The sequence below is a fragment of the Streptomyces niveus genome (genome assembly GCF_001723055.1).
GTDB classification, from domain to species: domain Bacteria; phylum Actinomycetota; class Actinomycetes; order Streptomycetales; family Streptomycetaceae; genus Streptomyces; species Streptomyces niveus.
Map to the genome: position 1 here is coordinate 1 of NZ_MDCR01000136.1, position 25883 is coordinate 25883.

A 25883-nucleotide genomic window follows, 5' to 3' on the forward strand; every position below is an offset into this window, starting at 1 on the left:
CGGCGGCCGCCTCGGTGTGTGTACGCGGGTCAGACCCCGGCGGGCGTACGGGCCGGTTCGGCGGCGGGCTCCTCCGCGAGGCCGACCCTGCCGTGCAGCCTGCGCAGCGCGGCCGGCGCGTACCAGGCGGCGCGCCCCAGCAGCCGCATCGTGGCCGGCACGAGCACCCCGCGTACCGCCACCGCGTCGATGACGATCGCCAGGCCGCTGCCGATGCCGAACATCTGGAGGAAGCTGATCTGGCTCGTACCGAAGGCGAAGAAGCTCACGGCCAGCAGCCCGGCCGCCATGCTGACGATCCGCCCGGTGCGCGCCAGACCCTGGGTGACCGTCGCCGTCCGGTCGGCCCCCGCCTCGTGCAGCTCCTTCATCCGGCTGGTCACGAACACCTCGTAGTCCATGGACAGTCCGAAGGCCACGCAGAACAGCAGCACGGTCATGGAGGTGTCCATCGGCTGCGGGGTGAAGCCGAGCAGCGACGAGAGATGACCGTCCTGGAAGACCCACACCATCGCGCCGATCGCGGCCGACAGGCTGATCGCGTTGAGCAGCAGTGCGCGCAGCGGCTGCACGACACTGCCGGTGAACAGGAACAGCAGCGCGAACGTCGTCACCACGACCAGCCCGATCGCCAGCGGCAGCCGGTCGCCGACGGACTGCCGGGAGTCGACCAGGACCGCGTCCGTGCCGCCGACCAGCATCTCGGTGCCGGCGGGCCGCTCCAGCGCCCGGATGTCCGCCACCAGGTCCTGGGCTGCGCCCGACTTGGGGGCGGTATCGGTGACGACCACCAGACGCTGCGCGTCCGGCCGGGCGAGACCGGCGTTCGCCGGGCCCGGCTCCTGGCTCCGGCCTTCGGTGTACGTGCCCGACGAGGCGTCGACGCGTACGACACCGTCCAGCCGGGACACCTCGTCCGCGTACGCCGCCAGCGGCCCCGCGCCGACGGCCGAGGTGCTGACGATCTGGACGGCGCTCGCCTCGTCGGCCGGGAAGTTCTCCTGGACGGCGGTCGCCACCTGGCGGCCCGCCGCGTCCTCGGGCAGCACGCGCTCGTCGGGCGTACCGAAGGTGACACCGAGCAGCGGGCTCGCGACGAGCAGCAGCACGGCGAGCACCGGCAGCGCGGTGAGGGCGGGCCGGCGCATGACGAGCGCGGCGAGCCGTCCCCAGAACGGCGCGTCGGACCGCCGTACTGTCCTCGCCCACGGCACCCGGCCCTTGTTGACCCGGTGGCCGAGCACCGCGAGGAGCGGCGGCACCACGAACAGGGCGGCGACCACCGCGATCACGACCACGCCGATTCCCGCGTACGCGAAGGAGCGCAGGAAGAACGGCGGGAAGACGAGCAGCGCGGCGAGCGCGGCGGCGACGGTGGCGGCCGAGAACAGGATGGTGCGTCCCGCCGTCGACACGGTGGTGCGCAGCGCCCCGGGCACATCGTCCCCGGCGGCGAGCTGTTCGCGGAAGCGGCTGACGAGCAGCAGCGCGTAGTCGATGCCGAGCCCCAGGCCGAGCGCGGTCGTGAGGTTGATCGCGAAGACCGACACCTCGGTCACGCTGCCGAGGACGAAGAGCAGCGCGAACGTGCCGACGATCGCGATCAGGCCGATGACCAGGGGCAGCGTCGCGGCTACCAGACTGCCGAAGGCGAGCACCAGCAGCAGGAGCGTCACGGGCACGGCGATCGCCTCGGCGACGGCGAGGTCGCCGGAGACCTGGGCGCTGATGTCGATGCCGACGGCGATCTGGCCGCCCGCCCGGACCTCGACACCCTCGCGGTCGCCCGCGTACCGGTCGATCAACTCCTCGGCGCGTTCGGTGCGCAGCGTCTCGTCGCCCTTCACATGGAGGGCGATCAGCGCTTCGCTCCCGCTCTCGGAGACGAGTTGCGGGCTCTTGGTGTCCCAGTACGAGACGACGTTGCTCACGGTGCTGTCGGCCTTGAGGCTGTCGGTCAGCGCGCGGCCCCGCTCGTCGACGGCGGGGGAGCCGGGCCCCTCCCGGCCGGTTCCCTCCTGGCCGACCAGGAACAGCAGGTTGGTCTCGCCCCCGAACTTCTCGTCGATCCGGACGGCGGCCCGCGACGACTGCGCGCCGGGGTCGTCGAAGCCGCCGCCGAGCAGCTTGCCGAAGGCGCCCACCCCGAGCGCGCCCATGGCGACCACGGCGACGGTGGCCAGTACGAGTAGGAGCCGCGACCTCTTCAGGGCCAGCTCAGCGATCTTGGACAGCACGGGATCCCCCATCCACGGATGTTAACGGTGTCAACACTGACCCTGGCAGGGGATGTTAATGCTGTCAACATCGGGCAGGATGAAGGCATGGAGAACAACCGGGCGAACCAGGGGGCCAAGACCGGCTATCACCACGGCGACCTGCGCAACGCGCTGATCACCGCCGGAGTGGATCTCGCGACCGACGGCGGACCGGCCAGGGTCGTCCTGCGCGAGGCGGCCCGCCGCGCGGGCGTCTCGGCGACCGCCGCCTACCGCCACTTCGCCGGCCAGGGTGATCTGCTCTTCGCGGTCAAGGTCCAGGCCCAGCAGATGCTCGCGGACGCCATGGAACGCGTCGCGGTGGCGGTACCCGGCGCGGACGGCCCGGGCGTCACGGCCGAGCGGCGACTGGCGGCGATCGGCCGGGGTTACGTCGGCTTCGCCCTGGAGCAGCCCGGCCTCTTCCGGACGGCTTTCAGCCATTCCCTGCCGGCCGGCGAAGGCGAGGACACCGGATGGGGCGGTGTGACGCCGCCCGCCGACAGCCCCCAGTACCGCTCCTACAACCTGCTCACCGAGGCGCTGGACGAACTGGTCGCAACCGGCCGCATGCCCGCCCCCAACCGCCCCGGCGCCGAGGCCGCCGCCTGGTCGACGGCGCACGGCCTCGCGATGCTCCTCATCGACGGCCCGATGAACCGGCTGCCCGACGCGGACCGGGACGCCGTGATCGAACGCGCGATCGACACCATCGTCGCCGGCCTCCTGGCCCCCCGGTGACACGTCGGCGGAACGTGGGCCGGGGCCGTACGCGAGCGCCCGCGCGACGCCGGCCGACAGCCGTTCGGGGTCCGCTGGACGCCCGCCCGGGGCCCGTCAATCGTCAAACTTCCGTCAAGTCCCGTGGCATCGCGGAAGGTTGGAGCGACCCGTGTTGTTGTCGTCGTGCGCGAGGTGCCCCGGCGCGGCCGTGGGCGTTGTACAACGTAAGCTGTAGCGGTGCTGATTCGTGGCAAGAGCGGCGATACGTCCGTAAGCCCCGGCTGACCGTCCGCGGATCCGCCCATATCGGCGGTATCCCAGTCGCCAGGCCGCGCGGCGTGTCCGAAATGGGATGTTTGGGTCGGCAGTGTAGAACGGGAGACGTGACGGCAATGACGGTTGATCTCCAGCTCCGCGAGGGTCGCGCCGTCCCCGCAGAAGGCGGTCCGAGGTGACGGGCGCCCCCCAGCGGCAGGCCGGGAACTCCTCGCGTGCCACGCTCGACAAGGCGTCGGGTGAGAACTTCCCCGTCGCCCCCTTCTTCCTGCCACGTGCCTGGCGCGACGACCTGATGGCCGTCTACGGCTACGCCCGCCTCGTCGACGACATCGGCGACGGAGACCTCGCACCCGGCGGCGACGACGCCCGCCACCTGGGCCTCGACCCCTCGCGTACGGACGACAGGCTCGCCATGCTGGACGCCTTCGAGGCCGACCTGCGCCGGGTGTTCGACCCGGCGGGCCCGGCCCCCGGCCACCCGCTGCTGCGCGGCATCGTCCCGACCGTACGGCGCCACGCGCTCACCCCCGAGCCGTTCATCGGCCTGATCGAGGCCAACCGCCAGGACCAGTCCGTCCTGCGCTACGGCACCTACGACGACCTCCTCGCCTACTGCGAACTCTCCGCCAACCCCGTCGGCCGCCTCGTCCTCGCGATCACCGGCACCACGACCCCCGAACGCGTCCGCCGCTCCGACGCCGTCTGCACCGGGCTCCAGATCGTCGAGCACCTCCAGGACGTCGCCGAGGACCTGGCGAGCGACCGGATCTATCTGCCCGCCGACGACATGAAGCGGTTCCATGTCACCGAGGCGGACCTCGCCGCGCCCACCGCGAACGCGTCCGTCCGGAGCCTGATCGCCTTCGAGGCCGACCGGGCCCGCCAACTCCTCGACGAAGGAGGGCCGTTGGTGCACAGCGTGCACGGCAGGCTCCGACTTCTTCTCGCCGGATTCGTCGGCGGGGGGCGCGCCGCCCTCTCGTCGGTCGCCGCCGTGGGACACGATGTACTGCCCGGACCGCCCAAAGCCACCACACCACGTCTGCTGCGTGAAGTGGGAGCAGTCCTGCGGAAGACGCACAGAAAGGGGTGAGCCGGATCGTGGAGGGACAGACCCCCGTGTCGGCGCCGGTACAGGCGGCCTACAGCTACTGCGAGGCCGTCACCGGGCAGCAGGCCCGGAATTTCGCCTACGGCATCCGACTGCTGCCCGCCGAGAAGCGGCAGGCCATGTCGGCGCTCTACGCGTTCTCGCGGCGCGTCGACGACATCGGCGACGGCACGCTGGAGGCGGGGGCGAAGCAGTCGCGGCTCGAAGACACCCGCGCCCTCCTCGGACGGATCAGGAGCGGCCGTGTCGAGGAGGACGACACCGACCCCGTCGCCGTCGCGCTCACCGACGCGGCGAGCCGTTTCGCGCTCCCGCTCGGCGGGCTCGACGAACTCATCGACGGCGTCCTGATGGACGTCAAGGGTGAGACGTACGAGACCTGGAACGACCTCAAGATCTACTGCCGGTGCGTCGCCGGAGCCATCGGCAGACTCTCCCTCGGGGTGTTCGGCACCGACCCCGCAGCGCCCGGCGCCGAGCGCGCGTCGGAGTACGCCGACACCCTCGGCCTCGCGCTCCAACTGACCAACATCCTCAGGGACGTACGCGAGGACGCGGACAACGCCCGTACCTATCTGCCCGCCGACGACCTCGCCAAGTTCGGCTGCTCCGAAGGCTTCCACAGCGCCACCCCGCCCGCCGGCTCCGACTTCGCCGGGCTCATCCACTTCGAGGTCAGGCGCGCCCGCGCGCTCTTCGCCGAGGGCTACCGGCTGCTGCCGATGCTCGACCGGCGCAGCGGCGCCTGCGTCGCCGCCATGGCCGGCATCTACCGCCGGCTCCTCGACCGCATCGAACGCGACCCCGAGGCCGTCCTGCGCGGCCGGGTCTCGCTGCCGGGACGCGAGAAGGCGTACGTCGCCGTACGCGGCCTCTCCGGACTCGACGCCAGGAACATCTCCCGCCAGAGCGTCAGGAGGCGCTCGTGACCCCGCTGTCCGAGGGCGCCCGCCGTGCGTTCGGCGCTCCTCGATCAACCTCCCGGGGACCGGTCGCGTCCCTGACTCCGACAAGTGCGGGGGAGTGCGCATGACGACATCCGGAACTACGACGGCGCGCCACGCGGTCGTCGTCGGCGGCGGCATCGCCGGTGTCACCGCCGCGCTCCAGCTCGCCGACGCCGGAGTGCGCGTGACCCTCGTCGAGGGCCGTCCGCGCCTCGGCGGTCTCGCCTTCTCCTTCACCCGCGACGAGTTGACCGTCGACAACGGCCAGCATGTGTACCTGCGTTGCTGCACGGCCTACCGCTGGTTCCTCGACCGCGTCGACGGCGCCGCCCTCGCCCCCGTACAGGACCGGCTCGACGTGCCCGTACTGGACGTCGGCCGCGACCGGCCGCGCGTCGGACGGCTGAGCCGCAACACTCTGCCCGTGCCGCTGCATCTGGCCGGCGGCCTCGCCACCTACCCGCACCTCTCGCTCGCCGAGAAGGCCTCGGTCGGACGCGCCGCGCTCGCCCTCAAGGCGCTCGACCCGGCCGACCCCGCGCTCGACGGCATCGACTTCGCCACCTGGCTCGGCCGGCACGGCCAGACGCCGCGCGCCGTCGAGGCCCTGTGGGACCTCGTCTGCGTCGCCACCCTCAACGTCCGCGCCGCGCACGCCTCCATGGGCCTGGCCGCGATGGTCTTCAAGACCGGACTCCTCTCCGAACGCGGCGCCGCCGACATCGGCTGGGCACGGGTGCCGCTCGGCGAACTGCACGACACCCTGGCCCGCAAGGCCCTCGACGCGGCGGGCGTACGGACCGAACTGCGCACCCGCGTCACGTCCGTGGCCCGTACCGACGACGGGCGCTGGAGCGTCGACGTACCGGGGGAGCGCATCGAGGCGGACACGGTGATCCTCGCCGTACCGCAGCGCGAGACCCACGCCCTGCTGCCCGACGGCGCGCTCGACCACCCGAGCCGGCTCCTCGACATCGGTACGTCCCCGATCCTCAACGTGCATGTCGTCTACGACCGCAAGGTGCTGCGCCGCCCCTTCTTCGCCGCCATCGGCACCCCCGTCCAGTGGGTCTTCGACCGCACGGACGCCTCCGGTCTGAAGGAGGGGCAGTACGTGGCGCTGTCGCAGTCGGCCGTCACCGACGAGATCGACCTGCCCGTCGCCGACCTGCGCGCCCGCTATCTGCCCGAGCTGAAACGTCTCCTCCCTGCCGCGAGGAACGCCGAGGTGCGGGACTTCTTCGTGACCCGCGAGCGGACCGCGACATTCGCCCCGACGCCCGGAGTGGGCCGTCTGCGCCCCGAGGCGCGCACCCGCGCGCCGGGCCTCTTTCTCGCGGGGGCGTGGACCGCGACCGGCTGGCCCGCGACTATGGAAGGCGCGGTCCGCAGCGGTTTCTCCGCGGCCGGCGCGGCCCTGTCCGAACTCGGACGTGTCCACCGGCATCCGCTGCGGGAGGCCGCATGAGGCCCGACGCCGCCGTGCCGGGCACGCCGGGGAAGAGCGCGCCGGGGGAGAGCGCGACAACGACGAGTACGGCGACGACGCGTACGGGACCCATGAGTACAACAACAAGAGGAGAGACCGTGCGGACTGTGCCCCCGGCGAATCCGGCTGTCGACACCGCGGACGTCTTCGCTCTGCTGGAGCGCGGCCGTGCCCTGTCCACCCCCGTGCTGCGCGCCGCCGTCGGCAGGCTCGCCCCGTCGATGGACACCGTTGCCGCCTACCACTTCGGCTGGATCGACGCCGAGGGCCGGCCCGCCGACGGTGACGGCGGCAAGGCCGTACGCCCCGCGCTCGCCCTGCTGTCGGCGGAGGCGGCCGGAGCGCCGGCGGAGACCGGCGTCCCCGGCGCCGTCGCCGTGGAACTGGTGCACAACTTCTCGCTGTTGCACGACGACCTGATGGACGGCGACGAGCAGCGCAGGCACCGCGACACCGTCTGGAAGCTGCACGGCCCCGCCCAGGCGATCCTCGTCGGCGACGCGCTCTTCGCGCTCGCCAACGAGATCCTGCTGGAGATCGGCACCGTCGAGGCGGGCCGCGCCACCCGCCGGCTCACCACCGCCAGCCGCAAACTCATCGACGGCCAGGCGCAGGACATCTCCTTCGAGCACCGCGAGCGGGTCACCGTCGAGGAGTGCCTGGAGATGGAGGGCAACAAGACGGGCGCGCTGCTCGCCTGCGCCGTCTCCATCGGCGCCGTCCTCGGCGGGGCCGACGACCGGACGGCCGACATCCTGGAGTCGTTCGGCCACCACCTCGGCCTCGCCTTCCAGGCCGTCGACGACCTGCTCGGGATCTGGGGCGACCCCGAGGCCACCGGCAAGCAGACGTGGAGCGATCTGCGTCAGCGCAAGAAGTCCCTGCCGGTCGTCGCGGCGCTCGCCGCCGGAGGTCCCGCGTCGCGCCAGCTCGCCGAGCTGCTGGCCGCCGACGCCAAGAGCCACGACTTCGCCAGCTTCTCGGAGGAGGAATTCGCGACCAGGGCCGCGCTCATCGAGGAGGCGGGCGGCCGGGAGTGGACCTCCCAGGAGGCCCGCAGGCAGCACACCGTCGCCATCGAGGCCCTGAGCGGCGTGGACATGCCCGAACGGGTCCGCGCGCAGCTCACCGCTCTCGCGGACTTCGTCGTCGTACGGAAGAGATGATCACGACCGCCATTCGAAAGAGATGATCACCATCGCCATTCGCATATCCACGCTCACCGGAGGCTGACACACCGTCAGCCTCCGTAGTCGCCGTTCGCCCGGGCCTTCACGACCCGGCGGACGACGGAGACCCCAGCACAGCAGAGGACCAACTGCACGTAAGGGGAAGCCATGACAGCGACGACCGACGGAAGCACCGGGGCCGTGGGACCCCGTGCTGCCGCGGCGAGCGAACCGTCCGACACCACTCCCGTCGCGACTTCCGTCGCGGGCGACATCGGAGAGGTCGCACGGCGTGCCACCGCACGATCCGTCGAGCATCTGCTCGGCCAGCAGGACGCCCAGGGCTGGTGGAAGGGCGATCTTGAGACCAATGTGACCATGGACGCGGAGGATCTGCTTCTGCGTCAGTTCCTCGGTGTGCAGGACGCGCGGACCACCGAGGCGGCCGGCCGGTTCATCCGGGGCGAGCAACGCGCCGACGGGACCTGGGCCACCTTCTACGGCGGTCCCGGCGAACTCTCCACCACCATCGAGGGATACGTCGCGCTGCGTCTCGCCGGGGACAGACCCGACGACCCGCACATGGCGCGTGCCGCCGCCTGGATCAGGGAGCAGGGAGGCGTCGCCGAGAGCCGGGTCTTCACCCGGATCTGGCTCGCGCTCTTCGGCTGGTGGAAGTGGGACGACCTGCCCGAGGTGCCGCCCGAACTGATCTTCCTGCCCAAGTGGTTCCCGCTGAACATCTATTCGTTCGGCTGCTGGGCGCGGCAGACCATCGTGCCTCTGACGATCGTCTCGGCACTGCGTCCGGTCCGCCCCGCGCCTTTCGCGCTCGACGAGCTGCACACGGATGTCAGCCACCCGAACCCTACCAAGCCCCTCGCGGCGGCGGCGAGTTGGGACGGGATCTTCCAGCGCATCGACAAGGCGCTGCACCTGTACCACAAGGTCGCACCGCGTGCCGTGCGCCGTACGGCGATGAACGCGGCGGCCCGCTGGATCGTCGAACGCCAGGAGAACGACGGCTGTTGGGGCGGCATCCAGCCGCCGGCCGTCTACTCGGTCATCGCCCTGCATCTGCTCGGCTACGACCTGAAGCACCCGGTCATGCGCGCCGGACTCGAATCGCTCGACCGATTCGCCGTCTGGCGCGAGGACGGCTCGCGCATGATCGAGGCCTGTCAGTCCCCGGTGTGGGACACCTGTCTCGCCACGATCGCGCTGGCCGACGCCGGTGTGAGTCCGGACCACCCGGCGCTCGTCAAGGCGGCCGAGTGGATGCTGGACGAGCAGATCGTGCGCTCCGGCGACTGGGCCGTCCGCAGGCCCGGACTCGCCCCCGGCGGCTGGGCGTTCGAGTTCCACAACGACAACTACCCGGACATCGACGACACCGCCGAGGTCATCCTCGCCCTGCGCCGGGTCGCCCACCCGGACACCGCGCGGATGGACGCGGCCGTACGGCGCGGTGCGCGCTGGACGCTCGGCATGCAGTCGAAGAACGGCGCCTGGGGCGCGTTCGACGCGGACAACGTCAGCCCGTTCCCCAACCGGCTGCCGTTCTGCGACTTCGGCGAGGTCATCGACCCGCCGTCGGCCGACGTCACCGCGCACGTCGTGGAGATGCTGGCGTACGAGGGCCTGGGCGGGCACCCCGACACCCGGCGCGGAATCGAGTGGCTGCTCGCCGAACAGGAGGCGGACGGCGCCTGGTTCGGGCGCTGGGGCGTCAACTACGTCTACGGGACAGGGTCGGTCGTGCCGGCGCTCGTCGCCGCCGGGATCCCCGTCACCCACCCCGCGATCCGCCGTGCGGTCGGCTGGGTCGAGTCGGTGCAGAACGACGACGGCGGCTGGGGCGAGGACCTGCGCTCGTACCGCGAGGAGAAGTGGATCGGGCACGGCGCCTCGACCGCCTCGCAGACCGCGTGGGCGCTCCTCGCGCTGCTCGCCGCCGGACGTCGCGAGACACCGGCCGTCGAGCGGGGCGTGGCCTGGCTCGCGGCGGCCCAGCGGGAGGACGGCTCCTGGGACGAGCCGTACTTCACCGGCACCGGGTTCCCGTGGGACTTCTCCATCAACTACCACCTCTACCGGCAGGTGTTCCCGCTCACGGCCCTCGGCCGGTACGTCAACGGGGAACCCCTGCCGGGCCGCGCGTCCGCCCGCGCCGAGCGGCTGGGGGACGGCCGCGCTTCGAGCGTCGACGAACGACGACCGGACAGCCGGGCGGACAGCCGCAAGGGGGCCTGATGGACTCTCCTCCCTCCGACAGAGTCGGTCCGCCCGACCTGTCCGGCGACCCGGCCGCCACACCGCTGCTGATCGCCTGCGCGCTGGGCATCGAGCAGGTGGCCCTGCGCAGCGGCCTGCAGAGCGGTCTGACGGGCCGGGGCGGCCGGTCGGGTGACGCGGGCCCCGTCACCGTGCTCCGCACGGGCATGGGCCCCAAGAACGCCGAGCGCGCGACGGCGCGCGCGCTCGGAACCGACCGGAACAGGGACGCGGTCGTCATGGCGTCCGGATTCTGTGCCGGCCTGGTCCCCGGCATGGAGCCGGGGGACTTGATCGTCGCCGAAGAGACCCGGGGCCCCCACGGCTCGACGCCCTGCGTGGGAACAGGGCTGCTCGTGGAGGCGCTGTCCCGGGCACTGCCCGGACGTACGGTCCACACCGGCCCGCTGACCGGATCCGACCATGTGGTGCGCGGTCCCGAGAGGGACGGGCTGCGCGCCACCGGAGCCGTCGCCGTGGACATGGAGTCCGCGGCCACGCTCCTCAGTGCTCTGAGCGCCGGGTCCCGCCCGGTTGCGGCCGTACGGGTGGTCGTGGACGCTCCAGAGCACGAGCTAGTCCGAATTGGAACGGTACGGGGTGGAATATCAGCTTTCCGTGTCCTTCGTGCCGTCATTCCGGCTTTTCTTGAATGGCACCGTTCTTTGCTGCTCCCCAGGAGGTGAGCTAGATGGCCATGCCGCTCCGTCAGACCATCAGGGTCGGGACGTACCTCGTTGAACAGAAGCTCCGCAAGCGCGAGAAGTTCCCACTCATCGTTGAGCTTGAACCTCTCTTCGCCTGCAATCTCGCCTGTGAGGGCTGCGGCAAGATCCAGCACCCGGCCGGGGTCCTGAAGCAGCGTATGCCCGTGGCTCAAGCGGTGGGGGCGGTGCTCGAATCCGGGGCGCCGATGGTCTCCATCGCCGGCGGCGAGCCGCTGATGCACCCCCAGATCGACGAGATCGTCCGGCAGCTCGTCGCGAAGAAGAAGTACGTCTTCCTCTGCACCAACGCGATGCTGATGCGCAAGAAGATGGACAAGTTCACGCCGTCGCCGTACTTCGCGTTCGCCGTCCACATCGACGGTCTGCGCGAGCGGCACGACGAGTCCGTCGCCAAGGAAGGGGTCTTCGACGAGGCCGTGGAGGCGATGAAGGAAGCCAAGAAGCGCGGCTTCCGGGTCACCACCAACTCCACCTTCTTCAACACCGACACACCCCAGACCATCATCGAGGTGCTCAACTACCTCAACGACGACCTGAAGGTCGACGAGATGATGATCTCGCCCGCCTACGCCTACGAGAAGGCACCCGACCAGGAGCACTTCCTGGGCGTCGAGCAGACACGGGAGCTGTTCAAGAAGGCGTTCTCCGGCGGCAACAGGAGCCGCTGGCGGCTCAACCACTCCCCGCTCTTCCTGGACTTCCTGGAGGGCAAGGCCGATTTCCCGTGCACGGCCTGGGCGATTCCCAACTACTCGCTCTTCGGCTGGCAGCGACCTTGCTATCTGATGAGCGACGGATACGTCCCGACGTACAGGGAACTGATCGAGGAGACCGACTGGGACAAGTACGGCCGGGGGAAGGACCCGCGCTGCGCCAACTGCATGGCGCACTGCGGCTACGAGCCGACGGCCGTGCTCGCCACCATGGGCTCCCTCAAGGAGTCGCTGCGAGCGGTGCGTGAGACGGTCTCCGGGAGCAAGTGACCCCGGCGACCCGTGACGTCACGGCAACCGGAGGGACGGCGGCGCCCGCCGCCGCCGTCCCTCCGGCGCCCTGACCGGCAGTCACCAGAACTGACGGATCCGCCGAGGATCCAGAGGGGGCCGAGAGCATGTCGAAACTGGAGAACATCCGGGGGCCGCGCGATCTGAAAGCGCTGGCCGGCGCCGAACTCGACGAACTCGCCGCGGAGATCCGGGAGTTCCTGATCCCCGCGGTGGCCAGAACAGGCGGGCATCTGGGGCCCAACCTCGGTGTGGTGGAGCTGACCATCGCCCTGCACCGGGTCTTCGACTCACCGGCCGACCGCATCCTGTGGGACACCGGACACCAGAGTTACGTGCACAAACTGCTCACCGGCCGCCAGGACTTCTCCAAGCTGCGGATCAAGGGCGGCCTGTCCGGCTACCCCTCGCGCGAGGAGTCCGACCACGACGTCATCGAGAACTCCCACGCCTCCACCGTGCTCGGCTGGGCCGACGGGCTCGCCAAGGCGCGCCAGGTGCTCGGCGGTGAGGACCATGTCGTGGCCGTCGTCGGGGACGGGGCGCTCACCGGCGGCATGGCGTGGGAGGCGCTGAACAACATCGCCGCGGCGAAGGACCGCCCGCTGATCATCGTCGTGAACGACAACGAACGCTCCTACGCCCCGACCATCGGCGGCCTCGCCGGACACCTCGCCACCCTGCGTACCTCCGACGGCTACGAGCAGGTCCTGGCGTGGGGCAAGGAAGTCCTCCAGCAGACGCCCGTCGTCGGCCGGCCGCTGTACGGGTCGCTGCACGGCGCGAAGAAGGGCTTCAAGGACTTCGTCGCCCCGCAGGGCATGTTCGAGGACCTCGGGCTCAAGTACGTCGGCCCCGTCGACGGCCACGACATCGCGGCCGTCGAGACGGCGCTGCGCCGCGCGAGCCGCTTCACCGGCCCCGTACTGGTGCACTGCATCACCGAGAAGGGCCGCGGCTACCAGCCCGCGCTGGACGACGAGGCCGACCACTTCCACACCGTCGGCGTGATGGACCCGCTGACCTGCGAGCCGCTGGCGCCCGCCGGCAAGCCGTCCTGGACGTCGGTCTTCGGCGACGAGATCCTCGCCATCGGCGAGGAGCGGCCCGATGTCGTCGCCGTCACCGCGGCGATGCTGCACCCCGTGGGGCTGACCGGTTTCGCCGCCCGCTTCCCCGACCGCGTCTGGGACGTCGGCATCGCCGAACAGCACGCCACGGTCTCCGCCGCCGGGCTCGCCACCGGCGGACTGCACCCCGTCGTCGCCGTCTACGCCACCTTCCTCAACCGCGCATTCGACCAACTGCTCATGGACGTAGCGCTGCACAGGTGCGGGGTCACCTTCGTACTCGACCGGGCCGGTGTCACCGGCGTCGACGGACCCTCCCACAACGGCATGTGGGACATGTCGGTGCTCCAGTGCGTACCGGGCCTGCGGATCGCCGCGCCGCGCGACGCGACCCAACTCAGGGCGTTGCTACGGGAGTCCGTGGAGGTGACCGACGCGCCGACCGTGCTGCGCTTCCCCAAGGAGTCGGTGGGCGAGACGATTCCCGCCGTCGGGCGTACGGGCGGCCTCGACATCCTGCACCGGCCGGAGGACGGAGCCCCGGACGTGCTGCTCGTGTCCGTCGGCGCACTCGCCGGGGTCTGCCTCGGTACGGCGGAACTGCTGGCAGCGCGCGGCATCGGCTGCACCGTGGTCGACCCCCGGTGGGTCAAGCCCGTCGACGAGGCGCTTGCGCCGCTCGCCGAGCGGCACCGGATCGTGGCCGTCGTGGAGGACAACAGCCGCAGCGGCGGCGTCGGTTGGGCCGTGGGGCAGGCGCTGCGCGACGCCGGGGTGGACGTACCGCTGCGTACCTTCGGCATCCCCGAACAGTTCCTCGCCCACGCCAAGCGCGGCGAGGTACTCGCCGACATCGGGCTCACCCCGGTCGAGATCGCGGGACGGATCAGCGCGGCACTGGCGGCGCGCGAGGAGAAGTGCAAGGAGAAGTACGAGGAGAAGTACGAGGAGAACACGCCATGACGGAGCGCACGACGCCAGGGACGCCACCCCCGATCCGCGACAAGGGCTTCGACCTGGCGACACTGCTGGCCGAACGGGGCGGCGAGCGCTACGAGTTGCACACCGCGTACCTGAACCACCAACTCCCGCGCATGCTGCGGACCATCGGGTTCGACAAGGTCTACGAACGCGCCGAGGGCGCCTACTTCTGGGACGCCGAGGGCAACGACTACCTCGACATGCTCGCCGGGTTCGGCGTCATGGGACTCGGCCGGCACCACCCCGTCGTACGCAAGGCCCTCCACGACGTCCTCGACGCCTCGCTCGCCGACCTCACCCGCTTCGACTGCCAGCCGCTGCCCGGCCTGCTCGCCGAGAAGCTGCTCACCCACAGCCCGCACCTGGACCGGGTCTTCTTCGGCAACAGCGGTACGGAAGCGGTCGAGACCGCCCTGAAGTTCGCCCGGTACGCCACCGGGAAGCCCAGGATCCTCTACTGCTCCCACGCCTTCCACGGACTGACCACCGGCTCGCTCTCGGTCAACGGCGAGGACGGCTTCCGCGACGGCTTCGCGCCGCTGCTCCCCGACACCGCGATCGACATGGGTGATCTCGACGCGCTGGAGCGCGAGTTGAGACGCGGCGACGTCGCCGGGTTCGTCGTCGAACCGATCCAGGGCAAGGGCGTGTACGCGACGCCGCCCGGCTTCCTGCGGGCCGCGCAGGAACTGCTGCGCCGGCACAAGGCGTTGCTGATCGCCGACGAGGTGCAGACCGGGCTCGGCAGGACCGGCGACTTCTACGCGTACCAGCACGAGGAAGGCGTCGAGCCGGACCTGGTGTGTGTGGCGAAGGCGCTCTCCGGCGGCTATGTGCCGGTCGGTGCGACCCTCGGCAAGGACTGGATCTTCAAGAAGGTCTACTCCTCGATGGACCGGGTGCTGGTCCACTCGGCCAGCTTCGGCTCCAACGCGCAGGCGATGGCGGCGGGCCTGGCCGTCCTCTCGGTGATCGAGGACGAGCAGATCGTCGCGAACGCCCGCGCCACCGGCGACCTGCTGCGGTCGCGGCTCGCCGCGCTGGTCGACCGGTACGAGCTGCTGAGCGAGGTGCGCGGCCGGGGGCTGATGATCGGTATCGAATTCGGGCGGCCCACCTCGATCGGGCTGCGGAGCCGCTGGGCGATGCTCCAGAAGGCCCGCAAGGGGCTCTTCGCGCAGATGGTCGTGGTGCCGCTGCTCCAGAGGCACCGCATCCTCACCCAGGTCTCCGGGGACCATCTGGAAGTGATCAAACTGATTCCGCCGCTGACCATCGGGGAGCCGGAGGTCGACCGCTTCGTGACGGCCTTCACGGCCGTGATGGACGACGCGCACGGGGGTGGCGGGCTGATGTGGGACTTCGGCAGGACGCTGGTGAAGCAGGCCATCACCAACCGCTGACCATGACCGACCGGTGAGCGGACGCCGGTTTACCTCTGAGGCAAGAAATTTGCCTCAGAGGAAAATTCCTGGCGCAATGGAGGCATGAACCACCCCGCGACCGCACCCGAGCAACCGACCCCCGAGGCCGCCGCCACGACGGAGGAACTGCCGGACGTCGCGCCCCGGCTGCGTGAGCTGCGGCGCGGCCGGGCCCTCACCCTGGAGGCCGCCGCCGCACGGGCCGGGCTCTCCCCGGCCCATCTCTCCCGACTGGAGACCGGGCGCCGCCAGCCTTCGCTGCCGATGCTGCTCGGTCTGGCCCGTGTCTACGGTACGACGGTCTCCGAGCTGCTCGGTGAGGAGCCGCCCGAGCGCGATCCCGTCATCCGCGCGGCGCGGGCGGAACCCGTGGAGGCCGACGGCTGGATCTACCGCCAGGCCGGCAGCTCGTCCGGCCGCGCGATGCAGCCGCTGCGGGTGACGGTGCCGTACGGGGCGCAGGGCGACCTCGTACGCGTACACCCGGGCGAGGAGTGGATCCATGTCCTTGAGGGGCGGCTGCGGCTGGGCCTCGGGGTCGCCGTCCATGTGCTCGATCCGGGGGACAGCGCCCACTTCGACTCCATGACACCGCACCGCCTCGCGGCGGCCGGGCCCGGCGGCGCCGAGCTGTTGTTCGTGCACACCCTGCTGACCAGCCCGGTCGCCGAGCTGTGCCTGCCGGGCGGCGCGCACCGCCGCTGACCCGCCGTCACCTCCGTCACCGCCGTCACCTTCGACCCGCAGACCCGCAGACCCGCAGACCCGCAGACCCGCAGACCCGCAGACCCGCAGACCCGCAGACCAGAGAGGTCATCGCCGTGCCTGAGAACTCACCGGAGCAGGTCCAGCACCCGTCGCCCGAGGCGGCGCCCGCCAAGTCCGTCATGGACGAGGAGAGCAACTTCCCGCGCGGCCTCGCCATCCGGCTCTTCATCTACCTCGTGGCAGGGCACGCCGTCGCCGGATTCCTCTGGCTGCTCTTCGAGGCGGGCGCCAAGTAGCTCCTAGGTCTGGTCGACGAGACGCCCGCGCAGCCGCTCCCGCGTCTCGTCCGTCAGCCCCAGGCCGTCCGTGAGATAGCGCTCGACGCTGCCCCACGTCTCCTCCATCGTCGTGAACGCCGTCTCCAGATACACCGCGCGCGCGTCGAAGAGCGGGGCCAGCAGCTCCAGCACCTCCGGCGAAGTCCCGCCGGGCGTCGGGTCGCTGCGGCGAATCAGGTACCGGCGGTGCGGATCGTTCGACTTCAGATAGTCGGCCTCGATGGCCTCCCGCTCCACGCCCACGGCGAGCAGCGACACGGCGATGGAGAGACCGGCCCTGTCCTTGCCCGCCGCGCAGTGCATCAGGGCGGGCAGGCTCTCCTCGGCCAGGGCGTGCAGCACCTGCCGGTGCTCGGCGGTGCGGTCCAGAATGATCGAACGGTACGAAGCGGACATCCGGGCCACGCCCTTGCCGTCGCCGAGGATCGACCGCAGCTGGTCGAGGTCGCCGTCGCGGACCATCTTCCAGAACTCGCTCCCGTCGGCCGGGTCGGTGAGCGGAATGTTCACGTTCCGCACGCCGGGCAGCTCGACGTCCAGACCGTCGAGCTTCTGGTCGGCCGCGTTGCGGAAGTCGAAGACCGTGTGCAGCCCCAGCGACGTCAGGAACGCCGAGTCCTCGGCGGTGGCGTGTGCGAGGTGGCCGCTGCGGTAGAGCCGTCCGTACCGTACGCGCCGCCCGTCGGCGGTGGGCAGGCCACCGACGTCGCGGAAGTTGCGGACACCTGCCAGTTCGGGCTCGGCCGGCGGGACCTGCTGCGGCACCTCGTGCGTCACGTGAGCTCCTCCGCGTCTGCGGCCGGCGCTCGTCGCCGACGCTGTCGCGCTCCGACTTTACGACATGGGTGGCCGCTGAAAGAGGCTCACGAAAAGGGCTTCTGTCCGTATTGCGTGATTACGTATAACGTGCCCTGGTCGCAGGGGAGATGGGTGCAGATCGTCCCCGGCTGGTGAGCCAGATCATATCCGTGACGGTGTGTGGCCGCGCCGGGGAAGGGAATTGGGACGGCGCCCGGAATTCGAAGATCCGTAATCCACGCAGGGTGACCGCGTGCGGCGGCCGATATTCGTCGGCGTAATGCCGAAGGAATACGACGGCTTGTCCGGGTCGGCCCACGCGGCTTACCGTCACCGCAATCCGAGCGGATCGCCGAATCCTGCCGCCGTTCGGAATCCGCATCCACCCAGCACTCATCCATGTGTGGCAGGAGCGGGGGACCCAGGTAGTACGCCGGCCCGGACATCCGGACGGCTTGGGGTGAAGTCGCGTCACGGCGCGGCCGGGCATCTCCAGCCCGAACCCGACAGCTCACCTCGTAGGCGCCGGAGAAGGAATTCGCCATGCCCGCAAAGGGTAAGCACCGTCGTCAGAGGACCAACCCGATCACGCGCGGAATCGTCGCCGCCGGAACGGGTGGCGCCGCACTCGCCATTCCGCTCATCGGTGCCACGGGCGCCCACGCCGCCGAGCAGGCCGCCGCCCCGTCGGTGGCGCACACCGCGCAGGCCGCTGCCGCGCCGCAGACGGCCAAGCAGGCCGCGACCGCCAAGACCGTGACGACGTACTCGGTCACCGCGGGCGACTATCTCGCCAAGATCGCCGAGACGCAGAAGGTCAGCGGCGGCTGGCAGAAGCTGTACGCCGACAACCGCGAGGCCGTCGGTGACAACCCGTCGCTGATCCACCCGGGCCTCAAGCTCACCATCGGCGCGAAGGCCGAGGCCGCCCCGAAGAAGGCGGCGCCGAAGGCGGCAGCGCCCAAGAAGGCCGAGCCGAAGAAGGCCGCGCCCGCCCCCGCGAAGCCCGCCCCGAAGGCCGACACCACGGCGAACCAGTCCGCGGCGCAGAGCAACGCCTCCGGCTACACCGCCCCCGTCGACGGCGCGGCCACCACCACCGCCTACCGCGCGGCCGGCGGCAGCTGGGCCAGCGGCTACCACACCGGCGTGGACTTCGCGGCCTCCTCTGGCACCACCGTCAAGGCGGTCGGCCCGGGCACCGTCGTCTCGGCCGGCTGGGCCGGGTCGTACGGCAACGAGGTCGTCATCAAGCACGACGACGGCCAGTACTCGCAGTACGCCCACCTCTCCTCGCTCTCCGTCTCGGCGGGCCAGAGCGTCGGTGGCGGCGACCAGATCGGTCTCTCCGGTTCGACCGGCAATTCCACCGGGCCGCACCTGCACTTCGAGATCCGCACCGGCCCGAGCTACGGCTCGGATGTCGACCCGCTGGCGTACCTGCGCGAGCACGGCGTTTCTCTCTGACCCTTCACCCCGATCCGGCGGAGAACGAAAGGCCGTCGGCCGGCACCACGAGCCGGCCAACGGCCTTTCCCGTATTCCGGCTTGAACGAATTTTGACCGGTGGTGTTTCTCACCGGCGTCAACACCTCCTTACGGTCGCGTAGGTCACATGACCGGGTGAATGATGTTCAGCTGTGGCTGACGATTCGAGATCAACGACCAGAAGTACCTTCGGGTCGTACGCCGCCATCGGTGACAGCTTCACCGAAGGCGTCGGCGACCTGGGACCGGGCGGAATCTACGTCGGCTGGGCGGACCGGCTCGCCGTACTGCTCGCCGAACCCGCCCCCGATTCCTTCCGCTATGCCAATCTCGCCGTACGGGGAAGGCTGCTCGACCAGATCGTGGCCGAGCAGATTCCGCGCGCCAAGGAACTCGCCCCCGATCTGGTGACGTTCTGCGCCGGCGGCAACGACATCATCCGCCCCGGCAGCGACCCCGACGACGTCGCCGAACGCTTCGAACGCGCGCTGGCCGACCTGACGGGCGCGGTCGGCACCGTCATGGTCCCCACCGGGTTCGACACCCGGGGCGTGCCGGTGCTGCGCCATCTGCGCGGCAAGATCGCCACGTTCACCGCGCATGTCCGCTCCATCGCCGACCGCTACGACTGCCCGGTGCTGGACCTGTGGTCGCTCAAGTCGGTCCAGGACAGGCGCGCCTGGGACGGCGACCGGCTGCACCTGTCCCCGGAGGGTCACACCCGGGTCGCACTGCGCGCCGCCCAGGTCCTCGGCCTGACCGTCCCCGCCGACCCCGACCAGCCCTGGCCGCCACAGCCACCACGCGGCGCGCTGGAAGTACGCCGCGACGACGTGCAGTGGGCACGCGAATACCTCGTCCCCTGGATCGGCCGCCGGCTGCGCGGCGAATCCTCCGGCGACCACACCGTCGCCAAACGCCCGGACCTGCTGCCGCTGGTACGGCGCTGACGGCGCGTCAGCGGACCGGGGCCGCCGGTATGCGCTCCAGCACGCCGCCCGCGAAGACGTCGTACAGCGGCAGCGTCTCCAGGTGGACGTACCCGATGTGGCAGTCGCAGACCGCCAGGGGGCAGGCGCGGGGCTTCAGGGCCGTACGGTACGAACCGTCGTACAGATTGCCCAGCTCCGCCGGGACGAAGTGGCAGCGGCGGACCGTGCCTTCGCCGTCGACCGAGATCACCGACTCGCCCGTGCGGCACGGCAGACCCGCCGAGCGGTGCGGGTGACGGCTGTACGGGAACAAGGGGTCGACCGACGTCCACTCGGCGGCCTCCGGGTCCGTATAGGTGCGGCCCTCCGCCGCGTTGACCCACAGATAGACCTGCTCGGGGAGGTCGTCGCGCAGTCGGCGGGCCTCGGCGAGATGGTCGGGGAAGCCGACGATCCCGACGCTGAACCGGATGCCCGCCGTGCCCAGCTCCCGGCACCTGGTGAGGAAACGGTCGTACGGCGTCTGGCCCGGGTGGTACGTGCACCACAGGGCCAGCTTCGCCGGGTCGGCGGCTTTCAGCCAGTCCGTGCGGCAGCTCAGATTGGTCTGGATCGCGACCCGCGCGACATGGGGGAGATGGGAGAGGTCGGTGAGCGCCCGCCGGTACCAGGAGCGGGTCAGGCCCTCGCCCCACGGGGTGAAGAGGACCGACAGCCGGTCGTCCGTCTGCTCGGCGGCCCAGTCCGTGAAGCGCGTCAGAGCCGCGCGGTCCGCGCGCAACTGGTCCGTGCTGTCACGGCGCTTGGCGAACGGGCAGTAGGGACAGTCGTAGTCGCAGGAGGCGAGTGGGCCACGGTAGAGGATCGTCAGGTCCATGCGCGTCTCACTTCGCTTCGTACGCGGCCATCGCGGCCCGGACGGCTGGGGAGAACAGGGCCGGGCCCAGCGCGTCCGAGTACGCCAGACCTGTCGGCGAGAGCCGCAGCAGGTCCGGCCCGGCGTCCGTGTCGAGCCAGCCGAGACCGGCGAAGCGGTCCAGCTCGCCCGGGAAGTCGTCGGCGGGGCGGCTGCCGAACCGCTCGCGGTAGCCCTCCACCGCCATGCCCTCGGCCTGGAGCAGCGACTGGAGGAGATGGCGGCGGCGCGTCTCGTCCGCGTCGACCGCGCGGCCCACCTCGGCGCGGGAGAAGTCCTCGGTGGTCGTGTACGCGTCGATGATGGACCGGATCTCGCGCATCCCGACCGCGTAGTCGAAGGAGTAGTGCAGGTCCGAGGTGTACGAGCGCGCCCCGCAGCCGAGGCCGATCATGCCGTCGGTCTGGCAGGCGTAGTCGTCCGCCCCCTCGCGAGGCGCGCCGGAGCGGCGGAACATCCGCATCGACACCTGCTCGTAGCCCCGCGCGAGGAGATGGTCCCGGCCCCGCCGGTACAGATCGAGCCGCTGCGCGTCCCAGCCGGCCTCACTGGGATGCGCGCGCCGCCCGAGCGGTGTCAGCGGCCGGGCGTACAGCGGGTAGAGATACAGCTCCTCGGGCCGCCAGGCGAGCGCCGCGTCGAGCGAGAGCCGCCAGGACTCCGGGGTCTGGCCGTCGATGCCGTAGATGAGGTCGATGTTGAGGACCGGGATCCGCGCGTCCCGGATCCGGCCCAGCGCGGCCTCCACGTCCGAGCGGCGCTGCGGGCGCACCGCCGCCTTCGCCTCCTCCTCGACGAAGCTCTGTACGCCGATGCTCACCCGCGTGGCCCCCCGCTCGGCCAGCACCGACAGCCGGTCGGCCGTGGCGGTCGACGGCGACGTCTCCACGGAGAGGGGGACGGCCCGCAGGTCGGCGCCCATCCGCTTCTCGGCGATGTCGCACAGCCGCTCCAGCTCGCCGGCGTCGAGGAAGGTGGGCGTGCCGCCGCCGAAGGCCGCCGCCGCGAACCGCACGCCGGTCGCGGCCCCCGCGTGCAGCGCGTCCGCCACGGCGGTCGCCTGCCGGTCGAGCGCGTCCAGATAGCGCGTCGTCAGCTCGTCGGGCGCGCCGATGCGTGTGAACAGGTTGCAGAAGCCGCAGCGGACCTCGCAGAACGGTATGTGCAGATAGAGCGAGAGCGCGTCCTTGCGTTCATCCGCCCACAACTCACGCAGGGCCGGGCGGTCCGCCAGCGGGCGGTACGCGGTCTTGTGCGGGTAGGCGTAGACGTAACTCTCGTACGGGCGTGGTGCGTTGGTCATCAATGTGCCCCTGGCTCCAGGAAGAAGTGCGCGTACGGCACCGTCCAGACGGACTCGTGGCCGAGGCGGTGCCCCGTCCAGCCGTCGTCGCCGTAGGCCGTGCCGTGGTCGGAACAGACGATCGTGAAGCAGCGGCGCCGGCTGCTCGCGGCGGCGAACAACCGGCCGATGTGCCGGTCGACGTACTCCAGCGCGGCGGCGTGCGTCGCGCGCGAGTCACCGGCCTCCCGGGTGGCGCCGGGCAGATGGAACCAGTTCGGGTGGTGCAGCGACGGCACGTTGACGAACAGGAACAGCCTTTGACCGGCGGGCAGTTCGGCGACGACCCGCTCCGCGCGGGCCACCTGCGCCTCGAACGACGTCGGCGAAGCGACGCCGAACTCCGGCTCCCAGTGGCTCTCCTGGAACATCCCCGGCAGTACGGAACCGAGCGCGCCCCGCTTGTTGAAGAAGCCGACACCCCCGATGCACACCGTACGGTACCCGGCGTCCGCGAGGCCCGACACGAGGTCGGGCGCGTCGAAGACGTACGTCCTGTCCGCCGTGGACTCGCTGCCCTCGAACCGCGCCGCGAACAGCCTCGGATGCGGCCCCGGCGCGGCGGGTGTCGGCAGGAACCCGGCGAACATCGCCTGGTGCGAGGCGTAGGTGAAGCTGCCGGGGGCGTGCCGCTCCTCCCAGCGCCCGCCGGGCAGATGGGCGGCGAGATTCGGCAGCCGGCCCGCCCCGGCCAGCTCGGCGGCGACGTCGAAACGCAGCGTGTCGAGAGTGACCAGCAGCAGATCGTCACGCCCGACGACCTGACTCATGTCGGGCATCCATGTGCCGTCGCCCGCCGGGCCGGCGGTCTCCGCGCCCCTCAGCTCAGGCCCGCGCATGGTGCTCCCGTCCCGTCACGGACCTCGGCGGCCCGCCCGCGAGCAGCGCCGCGAGCTGCGCGCCGTACGTGTCAAGGCCCTCCACGCCGCTGCCCGGCAGTCCGGTGAGGCCCGGCAGCAGATCGCCGAAGGCGTTGACCTCGCCGACCGCGAAGCGCCGCCAGCCGGTCGCCGGCAGCAGGTCCACGCCCACGCAGTGTGTGCCGGGGAAGCAGGCGGCGGCCCGCTCGCAGATCTCCAGGGCGGCGGCCCAGCTCGCCCCGCCGCCGGCCGCCTCGGTCGCCGCCCGTACCGCGTCCAGATCGCCGCGCGCCCCGCCGAGATGCAGATTGGTCATGGGCGACGAACTGGTCCGTACGACGGCGTGCGTCGCCCGGCCCGCGACGACCACCACCCGCAGGTCGGCCGCCCGGCCCTGCTGGGTGGCCTTCGGCAGCCACCGCTCGACATGCAGCCCGTCCGGGGCCAGCGCGTCGACGACCGCCGCCACCTCCCGCTCGGTGGTCAGACGCCGGACCCGCAGCGAGTTGAACAGCCGCCCGGCCGCGTCGCGTTCGACCGAGGTCGTCGCCCGCACCCGGCCCGCGCCGCCGGTCTCGACGGCCAGCACCCCGGAGGCCGACGAGCCGTGGGCGATCTTGACGAAGACCCGGCGCATACCGGGAGCGTCCATCAGCGCGCGTACGTCGTCCCAGCCGCGCACGGGCGGGGCGCCGGGCCCCGAGGTCGGCGACGGCGGTACGGGTACGGAGGCCCGGTCCAGCACGTCGTGGCAGAGCCGCTTGTCGAACAGCACCGCCAGTTCGTCCGGGTCGTCCAGGAGCCGCGCCCCCGTGTCCCGTACGGCCCGGCCCAACTCCCGTACGGCGGCGGTGAACCGCTCGTACCAGAGCGCCGTGCCCTCGACCCGTGTCGGATCGTCCCCTCCGCGCAGCAGCCGCTCCACCGCCGCGTCCTCGCCCGGCGACTCGACCCGGACGACCTCACCGGGCCGGAACTCGGCCCGCCCGCCCAGCACATCGAGCCAGGCCATCTCACGGGCCGCCGGCAATCCCGCCGCCGCGACCGCGTCCTGGAACAGCCGGACCCGGCGGTTGGCGGGATTGCCGACGACCGCGAGGCGCGGCCCGCCGCTACTCGGAGACGGCGACATAACGCCACTCGTCGTCTTCGTCGATGTCGTCGGCAGGCTCCAGCTTCACCCGCACACCGTGCGGCTCCAGAGCCTCCTGGATCCGCGCGGTCCAGGCCGGTGACATGAAGTGGTGGTCCAGGTCCAGCTCTCTGAGGTGGGTGAGCGGCTGTCCGGTGAGGAGTGCCTCGGCACCCTCGTCGCCGAGGGTGCCCATGGACAGCGCCAGTGTTTCGAGCCCGGCCACGACCGGCGCGGAGGCCACCGCGCCGACGATCTCGTCCTGGATCTCGCTGTTCTGGAGCCCCAGATGGCGCAGCCGCGGGAATCGGCCGCCGTCGAGGAAGGGCGCCAGATCGGCGACGGTGGCGCTGCCGCCGTACTCCTCGACGCCCAGCCACAGCTCCAGACGCTCCAGCGCCGGCAGCTCGCTCGCGCCGACGGCGCGCACGACGGAGCCCGGCAGCCCGCCCGATTCGAGACACAGCAGACGCAGACGCTCGTGCTTCACCGGCCGCAGTCGCAGATCGCCGTCCTCGTAGGTGTCGCCGCAGCCCTGCACGCGGAACTCCTCAAGCAGGGGGAACGCCTCGATCGCCGGGGTGACGTCGGTCATCCTCAGCCAGGAGATCTCGCACCGCTCGCTGTCCACGTCCGCCAGGAACAGCCCGCGCAGGGCGGGAAACCGTGCCGCGTCGGCGATGATCTGCTCCATGGCGGGGCCCAGTCCCGAGTAGTCACCGGTCCACCACGGACCGATGACCAGCGCGCGCACGCGCCCGGTGTCCACGACCTGCGTGAAGCGCTGCCACACCCTGGTGAAAGTCCACTCCTCCTCATACCCGCAGTCGAGCCGCCAGGCGACGGCATCGGGTTCGGGCAGCGCCCCCGGTACCGGGTCCTCGTCGAGGGGGAGGGTGAAGAAGGGCAGTCCGCAGAGCTGCTCGTAGGGGTTGGTCTCGACAGCGTCGCTCATTCCGCCACCGCCGTGAATCGCGACTCGTCGTTCCTCGCGGACTCGCACTCCGACAGGTCCACGACCACACCGGCGGGCTCCAGCGTCGCGCGGATCCGCTCCCGCATCGGCTCGCTCAGAAAGTGGTGGTGCAGATCGAGCTTCTTCAGGTGCGTGAGCGGCTGGCCGCCGAGCAGCGCCTCCGCGCCCTCGTCCCCGAGGGTGCCCATCGACAGATCCAGCGTCTCCAGCCGCGCCACGACCGGCGCTCCCGCCAGCGCGGCCGCGATGTCGTCCTGGATCTCGCTGTTGCGCAGGGCCAGCGACTTCAGCGCGGGCAGCCGCGCTCCGGTGAGGAACGCGTCCAGGTCCGCCACGATCGTGTTCGCGCCGTACCAGGACGTGCCCAGCCAGATGTCCAGATGCTCGAGCGCGGGCAGTTCGGCCACGCCGATGTTCCGCACCACGTCGGCGTCCAGACCGCCGGTCTCGACGGTCAGCGAACGAAGCCCCTCGTGCTTGATGCCGGTCATGTCCAGTCCCTGGCCGCCGCGCACCCCGAACGAGCGCAACTGCGGGAGCGCGTTGATCAGCGGTGCCATCGCCGTCTGGTTGATCCAGGAGATCTCGCACTCCTCGTAGGTGATGTCGCCGACGAACAGCGCCCGCAGAGAGGGGAGTCGGTCGCTCGCCGCGACGATCGCCGCTATCACCTCGTCGGGTGCGGTGTCGTACGCCTCGCTCCAGGCGCCGACTATCAGCGCGCGGACCTCGGTGGTGTCGACCGCCTTGAGGAAGCGGGCGAACGCCGACTCCCACTCCTCCTCGCTGTCGTAGGCGTCGACGGCGACCCGCCAGGCCACCGATCCCGCGGCGGGGAGCGTCGCCTTCGGTTCGGCTTCGGCGTCGGGGAAGTCGAACGCGGGCAGGCCGTCCAACTCCTGCATGTTGTTCGAAACGGTCATGGCGAGTGCTCCA

Annotated in this window: 22 protein-coding genes and 1 riboswitch; of the genes, 14 read left to right on the forward strand and 8 right to left on the reverse strand. The window is 71.2% G+C overall.

The window, feature by feature from the left end; translation table 11 throughout:
- Nucleotides 1-29: 29 nt before the first annotated feature.
- Complete coding sequence (locus BHU15_RS17235) at nucleotides 30-2249, reverse strand: MMPL family transporter (RefSeq protein WP_438284964.1); 2220 nt, start codon at nucleotides 2247-2249, stop codon at nucleotides 30-32.
- A gap of 75 nt (nucleotides 2250-2324) precedes the next feature.
- Here BHU15_RS17235 and BHU15_RS17240 point away from each other — a divergent pair, with 75 nt between their 5' ends.
- The 12 genes from BHU15_RS17240 to BHU15_RS41370 all read left to right on the forward strand — a co-directional run bounded on the left by BHU15_RS17240 (nucleotide 2325) and on the right by BHU15_RS41370 (nucleotide 16461).
- Entirely contained in the window at nucleotides 2325-2999 is a 675-nt protein-coding gene (locus BHU15_RS17240; RefSeq protein WP_069628008.1) for a TetR/AcrR family transcriptional regulator, read from the forward strand.
- Nucleotides 3000-3432: 433 nt separating this feature from the next.
- On the forward strand, nucleotides 3433-4353 hold the full coding sequence (hpnC, locus tag BHU15_RS17245) for a squalene synthase HpnC (RefSeq protein WP_069628009.1): 921 nt from the start codon (nucleotides 3433-3435) through the stop codon (nucleotides 4351-4353).
- Complete coding sequence (hpnD, locus tag BHU15_RS17250) at nucleotides 4350-5300, forward strand: presqualene diphosphate synthase HpnD (protein WP_171908384.1); 951 nt, start codon at nucleotides 4350-4352, stop codon at nucleotides 5298-5300. Before hpnC ends, hpnD begins: the two co-directional genes overlap by 4 nt.
- Nucleotides 5301-5343: 43 nt before the next feature.
- The gene (gene hpnE / locus BHU15_RS17255; RefSeq protein WP_079128197.1) at nucleotides 5344-6786 is read left to right on the forward strand and encodes a hydroxysqualene dehydroxylase HpnE; all 1443 of its coding nucleotides are present in this window, start codon (nucleotides 5344-5346) and stop codon (nucleotides 6784-6786) included.
- Nucleotides 6787-6914: 128 nt separating this feature from the next.
- Nucleotides 6915-7973, forward strand: coding sequence for a polyprenyl synthetase family protein (locus BHU15_RS17260; RefSeq protein WP_023537269.1), 1059 nt, complete (start codon nucleotides 6915-6917; stop codon nucleotides 7971-7973).
- A gap of 171 nt (nucleotides 7974-8144) precedes the next feature.
- Nucleotides 8145-10229 carry a squalene--hopene cyclase gene (shc, locus tag BHU15_RS17265; protein WP_069628011.1) on the forward strand — a complete coding sequence of 695 codons (2085 nt, stop codon included), beginning with the start codon at nucleotides 8145-8147 and terminating at the stop codon, nucleotides 10227-10229.
- A complete protein-coding gene (locus BHU15_RS17270; protein ID WP_069628012.1) occupies nucleotides 10229-10936 on the forward strand; it encodes a phosphorylase family protein in 708 nt (235 codons plus the stop codon). The genes shc and BHU15_RS17270 overlap by 1 nt, the downstream gene beginning before the upstream one ends.
- A 5-nt stretch (nucleotides 10937-10941) precedes the next feature.
- On the forward strand, nucleotides 10942-11961 hold the full coding sequence (gene hpnH / locus BHU15_RS17275) for an adenosyl-hopene transferase HpnH (RefSeq protein ID WP_023537266.1): 1020 nt from the start codon (nucleotides 10942-10944) through the stop codon (nucleotides 11959-11961).
- A 128-nt stretch (nucleotides 11962-12089) separates the two neighbouring features.
- Complete coding sequence (dxs, locus tag BHU15_RS17280; protein WP_069628013.1) at nucleotides 12090-14015, forward strand: 1-deoxy-D-xylulose-5-phosphate synthase; 1926 nt, start codon at nucleotides 12090-12092, stop codon at nucleotides 14013-14015.
- Nucleotides 14012-15436, forward strand: coding sequence for an aspartate aminotransferase family protein (locus tag BHU15_RS17285; protein ID WP_079128198.1), 1425 nt, complete (start codon nucleotides 14012-14014; stop codon nucleotides 15434-15436). Before dxs ends, BHU15_RS17285 begins: the two co-directional genes overlap by 4 nt.
- A gap of 84 nt (nucleotides 15437-15520) precedes the next feature.
- Nucleotides 15521-16162 carry a helix-turn-helix domain-containing protein gene (locus BHU15_RS17290; RefSeq protein ID WP_069628014.1) on the forward strand — a complete coding sequence of 214 codons (642 nt, stop codon included), beginning with the start codon at nucleotides 15521-15523 and terminating at the stop codon, nucleotides 16160-16162.
- Nucleotides 16163-16278: 116 nt separating this feature from the next.
- Complete coding sequence (locus BHU15_RS41370; RefSeq protein WP_023537262.1) at nucleotides 16279-16461, forward strand: DUF6126 family protein; 183 nt, start codon at nucleotides 16279-16281, stop codon at nucleotides 16459-16461.
- 3 nt (nucleotides 16462-16464) lie between these two features.
- Here BHU15_RS41370 and BHU15_RS17300 read toward each other — a convergent pair whose 3' ends face one another.
- Nucleotides 16465-17268: a tyrosine-protein phosphatase gene (locus tag BHU15_RS17300; protein WP_069628027.1), complete on the reverse strand. Its 804-nt coding sequence runs from the start codon at nucleotides 17266-17268 to the stop codon at nucleotides 16465-16467.
- 413 nt (nucleotides 17269-17681) lie between these two features.
- Nucleotides 17682-17841, forward strand: a riboswitch (cyclic di-AMP (ydaO/yuaA leader).
- 3 nt (nucleotides 17842-17844) lie between these two features.
- On the opposite strand from BHU15_RS17300, the gene BHU15_RS17305 reads away from it, so the two are divergent.
- Nucleotides 17845-18768, forward strand: coding sequence for a M23 family metallopeptidase (locus BHU15_RS17305; protein ID WP_069628015.1), 924 nt, complete (start codon nucleotides 17845-17847; stop codon nucleotides 18766-18768).
- Between the two features lie 173 nt (nucleotides 18769-18941).
- Nucleotides 18942-19739 (forward strand): SGNH/GDSL hydrolase family protein, encoded by a 798-nt coding sequence (locus BHU15_RS17310; protein ID WP_069628016.1) that lies wholly within the window; start codon nucleotides 18942-18944, stop codon nucleotides 19737-19739.
- A 7-nt stretch (nucleotides 19740-19746) separates the two neighbouring features.
- Here the strand turns inward: BHU15_RS17310 and BHU15_RS17315 are convergent, their stop codons facing one another.
- From BHU15_RS17315 to BHU15_RS17340, 6 genes are read right to left on the reverse strand one after another with little or no spacing between them, the layout of a single operon-like run.
- Nucleotides 19747-20598 (reverse strand): STM4011 family radical SAM protein, encoded by an 852-nt coding sequence (locus BHU15_RS17315; protein ID WP_069628017.1) that lies wholly within the window; start codon nucleotides 20596-20598, stop codon nucleotides 19747-19749.
- A 7-nt stretch (nucleotides 20599-20605) separates the two neighbouring features.
- Entirely contained in the window at nucleotides 20606-21940 is a 1335-nt protein-coding gene (locus BHU15_RS17320) for an STM4012 family radical SAM protein (RefSeq protein WP_069628018.1), read from the reverse strand.
- The gene (locus BHU15_RS17325; RefSeq protein ID WP_069628028.1) at nucleotides 21940-22749 is read right to left on the reverse strand and encodes an STM4013/SEN3800 family hydrolase; all 810 of its coding nucleotides are present in this window, start codon (nucleotides 22747-22749) and stop codon (nucleotides 21940-21942) included. The genes BHU15_RS17320 and BHU15_RS17325 overlap by 1 nt, the downstream gene beginning before the upstream one ends.
- Nucleotides 22750-22804: 55 nt before the next feature.
- Nucleotides 22805-23971, reverse strand: a complete 1167-nt coding sequence (locus tag BHU15_RS17330) for an STM4014 family protein (protein WP_069628019.1) — start codon at nucleotides 23969-23971, stop codon at nucleotides 22805-22807.
- A complete protein-coding gene (locus tag BHU15_RS17335; protein ID WP_069628020.1) occupies nucleotides 23952-24926 on the reverse strand; it encodes an STM4015 family protein in 975 nt (324 codons plus the stop codon). Before BHU15_RS17335 ends, BHU15_RS17330 begins: the two co-directional genes overlap by 20 nt.
- Nucleotides 24923-25870: an STM4015 family protein gene (locus tag BHU15_RS17340; RefSeq protein ID WP_069628021.1), complete on the reverse strand. Its 948-nt coding sequence runs from the start codon at nucleotides 25868-25870 to the stop codon at nucleotides 24923-24925. The genes BHU15_RS17335 and BHU15_RS17340 overlap by 4 nt, the downstream gene beginning before the upstream one ends.
- Nucleotides 25871-25883: the final 13 nt, after the last annotated feature.